General features: G+C 58.3%; 5 protein-coding genes. 4 read left to right on the top strand and 1 reads right to left on the bottom strand.

What is annotated here, in order from left to right; translation table 11 throughout:
* Positions 1-245: 245 nt before the first annotated feature.
* On the bottom strand, positions 246-1,070 hold the full coding sequence (locus D7Y21_RS39965) for a hypothetical protein (RefSeq protein WP_121718504.1): 825 nt from the start codon (positions 1,068-1,070) through the stop codon (positions 246-248).
* Positions 1,071-1,260: 190 nt separating this feature from the next.
* On the opposite strand from D7Y21_RS39965, the gene D7Y21_RS41635 reads away from it, so the two are divergent.
* The 4 genes from D7Y21_RS41635 to D7Y21_RS43245 all read left to right on the top strand — a co-directional run.
* The gene (locus D7Y21_RS41635) at positions 1,261-2,460 is read left to right on the top strand and encodes an ABC-three component system protein (RefSeq protein WP_147469519.1); all 1,200 of its coding nucleotides are present in this window, start codon (positions 1,261-1,263) and stop codon (positions 2,458-2,460) included.
* Positions 2,457-2,957 (top strand): three component ABC system middle component, encoded by a 501-nt coding sequence (locus tag D7Y21_RS43745; RefSeq protein WP_370039925.1) that lies wholly within the window; start codon positions 2,457-2,459, stop codon positions 2,955-2,957. Before D7Y21_RS41635 ends, D7Y21_RS43745 begins: the two co-directional genes overlap by 4 nt.
* The gene (locus D7Y21_RS39955) at positions 2,954-4,897 is read left to right on the top strand and encodes a DUF3732 domain-containing protein (RefSeq protein ID WP_147469518.1); all 1,944 of its coding nucleotides are present in this window, start codon (positions 2,954-2,956) and stop codon (positions 4,895-4,897) included. The genes D7Y21_RS43745 and D7Y21_RS39955 overlap by 4 nt, the downstream gene beginning before the upstream one ends.
* A gap of 187 nt (positions 4,898-5,084) precedes the next feature.
* Positions 5,085-5,492 (top strand): hypothetical protein (locus D7Y21_RS43245; protein ID WP_233612484.1); only part of this gene is annotated, 408 nt, incomplete at its 3' end.

The raw sequence follows: 5,492 nt of genomic DNA, 5'->3' as shown, positions 1-5,492 counted from the left end.
GCGCCGCTGACCCGCCCGAGTCACCCCTCCAGCCCAGTCCCTGAACAGCTCGCTCCTCGCGGCGCTCGCCGAGCACGGTCCGCGTTTGTCATCAAGCCTCCCGGCACGTCACTGGCCGGACGGTTACGCTCGTCTGGCGTCCGCCAGCCGTCGTCCTTCTTCACTACCCCATGGCTGCGTCCTCATGCCCCTTCACCCCGGCAGGAGGCCGACCTTCTTCCTTACTGAAATAGGTTCTTAGGTGATTAGATGACTATTGTGCTCGCACTCCAATAGGAGGGGTGGTGGTTGACTTGGCGAGCCGGGTAGGGCAGCGCTTTTAGGGTGGTCTGGACCTCATCCCGGAGGGTGTCCGTGCAGGCATTGAGTACTAGGGCCGGGCGGTAAAGCCCGATCCTGCGGATGAAATCGTAATGAATCTCCGGCAGGTAGTAGAGCGCCCGCCACACTTGGTTCCGCACGCCGTCCTGCACCCCGGTTTGCCAGTCCAGCTGCATCAGCCGGTGGAGCGAGGCCTGCAGCTGAACCGGGTTAGCCAGAATCACCTCGCTACCGCCAACGGCTGCCCAGCTCAAACCCGCCTCTTGCAGCAGCCGAGGCAGTTGCTTACGCAACCTGGTCCGGGAACTCCTGCGTTGCAGGGGGCCCAAGGGTGTAAAGTTCGGCCCGTACTCCTTCTCGTGAGGCGACTCCAGTAAGACGACAATGGCGTTTCCCTGGCCTGAGGGCGCTCGGTCCTTCGGCAGCGGGTGCGGCTGCGTCGACCTGCAGATGGCGATTGCGGCGTCCGGCACGATCTTGTCGTAGCGGAACTGGTCGGTCGGCAGGGTGAGCTCGGTAGGGGTGCTCCAGAACTCGGGGCGCAGCTTGGCGAAAGCCTTGGCCGGGCGTTCGAGGCGCACAGTCCGCAGGCACACGGAGAGACTCGCTACCGGTATGATGTCGGTCCTCAAGAACTCAATGCGCCGACTGACGGAGTTCTGGACGGGGCGAGCGATGCGCACGGTACGCGGGCGACCGCAGTGGAACTCCACAGGCATGATGACGGTCTTGAGCAGTTGCAGCGTCACCAAAGAATCGTAACTGACTACTGTGTCCCGTTACTACACGTCTGGCTGTTACGGTAAGAAGAGCGGGGTGGGGTCAAAGCGCCTCACTGGCGGCCCCTGCTGACCGCCTTACCGCATCTCAGCTATCCTGAAGCTCTGACCCGGGACCTCTCGCAGAGATCGCGGCGAGCCCTATCCATTATGGACGGCGATGACAACGGACTTCTCAGCCGCAGGCTCTTCCCTCGGCTACCTCTACCAGTTGAGGTACGCGCTTCTGGTGTTGCTTGAGCGTGCGGTAGAAGGGTCTCTAGCGCTAGAGAGCCTTGATGATGTCACGTTTGAGGTGAGTGGAGGGAAAACAGAACTTCATCAACTTAAGCACCACCTCGGTACATCCGCTAACCTCACGGATGCGAGCCCTGACCTTTGGAAGAGCCTTCGTGTGTGGTCAGAACAACTTGCGAGCGGGAGTATTGCTCTTCCTGGCTTGGTACTTACGCTGGTATCCACGGCTACGGCCTCTGACGATTCAGCGTGCGCTCTGCTTCGCCCTCAGGGGCGCGACGAAAGCAAAGCCCTTGAGAAGCTTGAAGCAGTCGCAGCCAAGTCCAAGAACCAGAGCTTGGAAAAAGCCATCAAGGCATTTTTGGCGCTTACTTCGAGCCAGCGCCACTTGCTGGTCGATGCAATCGTGGTGCTCGACGCGTCGCCGAAGATTATCGATGTTCCAGGACGTATACGTAAGTGCATCATTTACGCTGTCCGCCCTCAGCACTTGAGTGCTCTCTATGAGAGAATAGAGGGCTGGTGGTTCAACCAAGCCATTGTGCATCTCAATAAAAAGTCAGTAGTCCCCATTGGTTATGCCGAGGTTCACTCCAGGATCTTGGATTTTAGCGAGCAACTGCGCGCGGATTCTCTCCCGATAGATTTCCGTGGTACCCGGCCACCAGTTGCGGCTGATGTCGATCAAGACGAGCGCTTGTTTGTCCTGCAGTTGAAGGAACTCGGGTTCCCGCGTCCGCGTATTGAGACGGCCATCCTCGATTACTATCGTGCATTTGAGCAGCGCTCTCGTTGGGTCCGAGAGGATCTTGTCCTCGACGATGAACTTGTAACCTATGAGGACCGACTTGTGGACGAGTGGTCGCGAATGGTGATGGCAATAGATGCCGACCACGATGGCGAACCAAAAGCCGTAGAGAGACTTCGGAAATGCGGACTAGCCATCTATAGGTGGATGGAGCATGAGGCACGCATTCATATTCGCGAGCGCGTAAGTGAACCATACGTGATGCGTGGAAGTTATCATATGCTCGCGAATGTCAATCCGCCGCGTGTTTGGTGGCATCCCACTTTCTTGGAACGCCTTAAGGGCATTCTAGCAACCACTGCAGCAGGAGGATGAATCACGTGCGCCCGTGGACTCAGCGCCCTCCCGAGGTTGCCGCGCTCCTGAACCCAGCCTACTGCGCCCTTCTGCTGCGCGCGGCAGTCGATGGGTACGTCAAAGAAGCGGAAGCGCCCTTCCCATTCCCGCTTCTTCCTTTCCCTCTTCCGCTCTCACTCCACGCTCCAACGCGTAGTTCACTGCCAAAAACAGTGCGGACGAAGATGCACGTCTGGGTGCAGGAACACCCCGAGGCGAAAATTCTCTTTGCCACTCGTGCCCGTACTCTGACGCCATACTTCAGGGAAGGGCTCATATTCGCCATGGCTCAAGAAATACTCGCAGTTGATGCCAATGGCGGAATCGCACAGGGAGCGAAAAAGCTTAGGCGCCCTCCTGTATTGAAGGGCGGAGATGCAGAGGCCGGCCTTGAGGCCGCCCTCTTTGTTGGACGCTGGTTGGCGCGCGCGGGTGACCTGCGCTCCGTTTTCATCGCTTGGGGAGTAAGGCCGTGACGCTGCAGATAAAAACCATTGCCCTTTACGCTAGGGATGGCCGAGTGCGAACGCTTAACTTTCGTCCGGGCCATGTAAATGTCATAACGGGTGCCTCTGGACGGGGTAAGTCAGCTCTAATTTCGATTCTCGAATATTGCTTGGGTCGTTCGGAATTCAAGGTTCCAGAGGGCCCTATAACTGAGTCCGTTGCATGGTATGCCGTCATTTATCGACTTGGCGAGATGGAATTGCTTGTCGCCAAGCCGGCGCCTGGAGGAGGAGCATCAACGCAGAGCGAAGTTTACATGGACATGGCAGTGAGTGTTCGCTTGCCGGCGCTCCAAGATTTGAAACCCAACAGTAATGATGCTGCTCTTGTTCTATATCTTACTAGGGCTACTGGTATTGCGCCCAATATTAGCGTTGTGGAAGAGGGGCAGACGCGCGATCAGGTGCAGGCCACATTCAAGCACGCTCGTTTCTATCTTTTTCAGGATCAGTCTACTATTGCAAATCCAAACATACTCTTCCATCGTCAAGGGGAGGATTTTATGCCCTTGGCGATCCGTGACACTCTGCCTTATTTTCTTGGTGTCTACGGCAGGGAGCGTGTCAATGTACTCGCCGAATTGCGCACCGCGCGGCGGGAACTTAAGGCCGCCGAGCAACGATTGCGCGAAGAGCAGCGACTTGCCTCCAAGGATAGTGGTCGTGCCAGGAGCCTTCTGGCTGAGGCAGCGCAAGCAGCTTTAGTCGCGCCAACTGGGCTGGCAGTGACGGATGACGCTGTGCTTACCACTTTGCGCAAAGTGGCGAATTGGCAGCCTCGACATTTGCTAAATGGCGATGGTGGCGGAAAGCTGGATGCGCTTCAGTTGCAACTCAGGCAGGCTCGCATGCGTTTGGACCGTGCGAACTCACAAGTGCAGTCGACGGAGGCATTTCTGGTTGAGGGGGATGCCTACTCGCACGAGGCGAAGAGTCAGAGGGATAGGCTTGCCTCGGTGGGGCTGTTTAAAGGCGAGGATGCCAAAAATTGCCCTCTGTGTGAGTCGCCGCTCAAAGTGCTTCCGCCGTCTGTGTCAGTGATGAATTCAGCGCTTATGCGCCTTGATGCCGATCTTGCGAAAGTGTTGCGTGATAGACCGCATTTGGACGAGCACCTGGAAAAGTTGAGAGCGGAGAGGGATGGCGCCCGAGAGGCTCTGCGGAAACTTGAGGAAGATCTGACTGCTCTGGTGCGCGAAGAGGAGGAAGCTGCGCGCATTGCTGATGAAACGGCTCGTGCGGCACGCGTGGTGGGGCGAGTTAGCCTTTACTTGGAGTCAGCAGAGGTGCGCGGAGAGGAGGGGGTCTTGCGTGCTGATGTCGAGCATTGGCGTAGGCGCGTACAAGAATTGGAAGGACAGATTAATTCTGAAGAGGAGCAAGAGCGACTCCAGTCAGCCCTCAGTTGGCTGGCCTCCCGAATGACGCGATGGGCGGAGGAACTCGAGTTGGAGTTTAGCGGACAGCCATATCGGTTGGAGTTGGGTCGTCTCACGGTTGTGGCTGATCGAGATGGTCGTCCTGTGCTTATGGGACAGCGTATGGGTGGCGGTGAAAACTACCTGGGCTGTCATCTGATTGCGTTGCTGGCTTTGCATAGTTTCTTTATTAAGAACGGGAGGCCCGTACCCGGTTTTCTTGTGCTCGATCAACCCACACAGGTATATTTCCCTCCGGAGCGCTACGCGCAAATGGAGGGGCGTGCAGAAGAATTGCCAGACGAAGATCGGCTTGCTGTCAAGCGACTCTACGATTTCCTTTTGCGGATATGCTCTGAGCTTGCTCCTGGTCTTCAGATTATCGTGCTTGACCACGCGTACCTGGACACAGAGGAGTTCAAAGAGACGCTGGTCGAGGCGCCTTGGCGCGGCGACCGCGCATTGATTCCCAAAGGTTGGCCGGGAACATAGGTATTATGTACTCAGGAACGCGGCGAGGTCCCGTTTCGATGGTTCCAGGGGGTAGGCCCACTAAGAAGGGCTAAGCTCAGCGCTGCGATGTTTGTGTAAACGGCGTGAACGCGGAGGCGTACCGCGCCGTGGTGCTCCCGTGGCGGCGCTGCAAGCGAAAGCCGGCTGCTAAGAGTTTGGCACCGCCGTGTGGTCACGGACGATGGACCTATCCACGCAGTGCCATGCGTCGCTCGTCGACTACGTGGACGTGCCTAAGTGTGGCGGCGACATGGATCTGCCTCTGACGTGGGTCGAGGCCGGCGGCTACAAGTACGACCCGGACACGGCGCCCAGGGAGGCGGGCGTGTGCTGGACGCACGGCCGGGCCCGGTGCTTCTACCTGTGCGTGCAGCCCTGCGCCACTGCTTGGCCCGGGCGCGTGGTGATGGCGGTGGATGTCGTGTCCTCGCTGGTTAATGGCGCGGAGGTAACCGTCCGGCCAACGACGTGCCGTGAGGCATTGCCGGGGTATCGGCGCGCGGCGGACGCTTCCGGGCATGGCGAAGCAGGTGGAGAAGCCGGAGTGGGCGCGCGTCGCGAAAGCCTTCGAGGC

The organism is Corallococcus sp. AB045, from assembly GCF_003668895.1.
Taxonomy (GTDB): domain Bacteria; phylum Myxococcota; class Myxococcia; order Myxococcales; family Myxococcaceae; genus Corallococcus; species Corallococcus coralloides.
Note: the sequence above shows the minus strand (reverse complement) of the source record. Positions and strands in the feature narration are given on the sequence as shown.

Excerpts from the sequence above, each read along its gene's own strand:
- D7Y21_RS41635 (WP_147469519.1), top strand. The coding sequence starts at position 1,261 with ATGACAACGGACTTCTCAGCCGCAGGCTCTTCCCTCGGCTACCTCTAC.
- D7Y21_RS43745 (WP_370039925.1), top strand. The coding sequence starts at position 2,457 with ATGAATCACGTGCGCCCGTGGACTCAGCGCCCTCCCGAGGTTGCCGCG.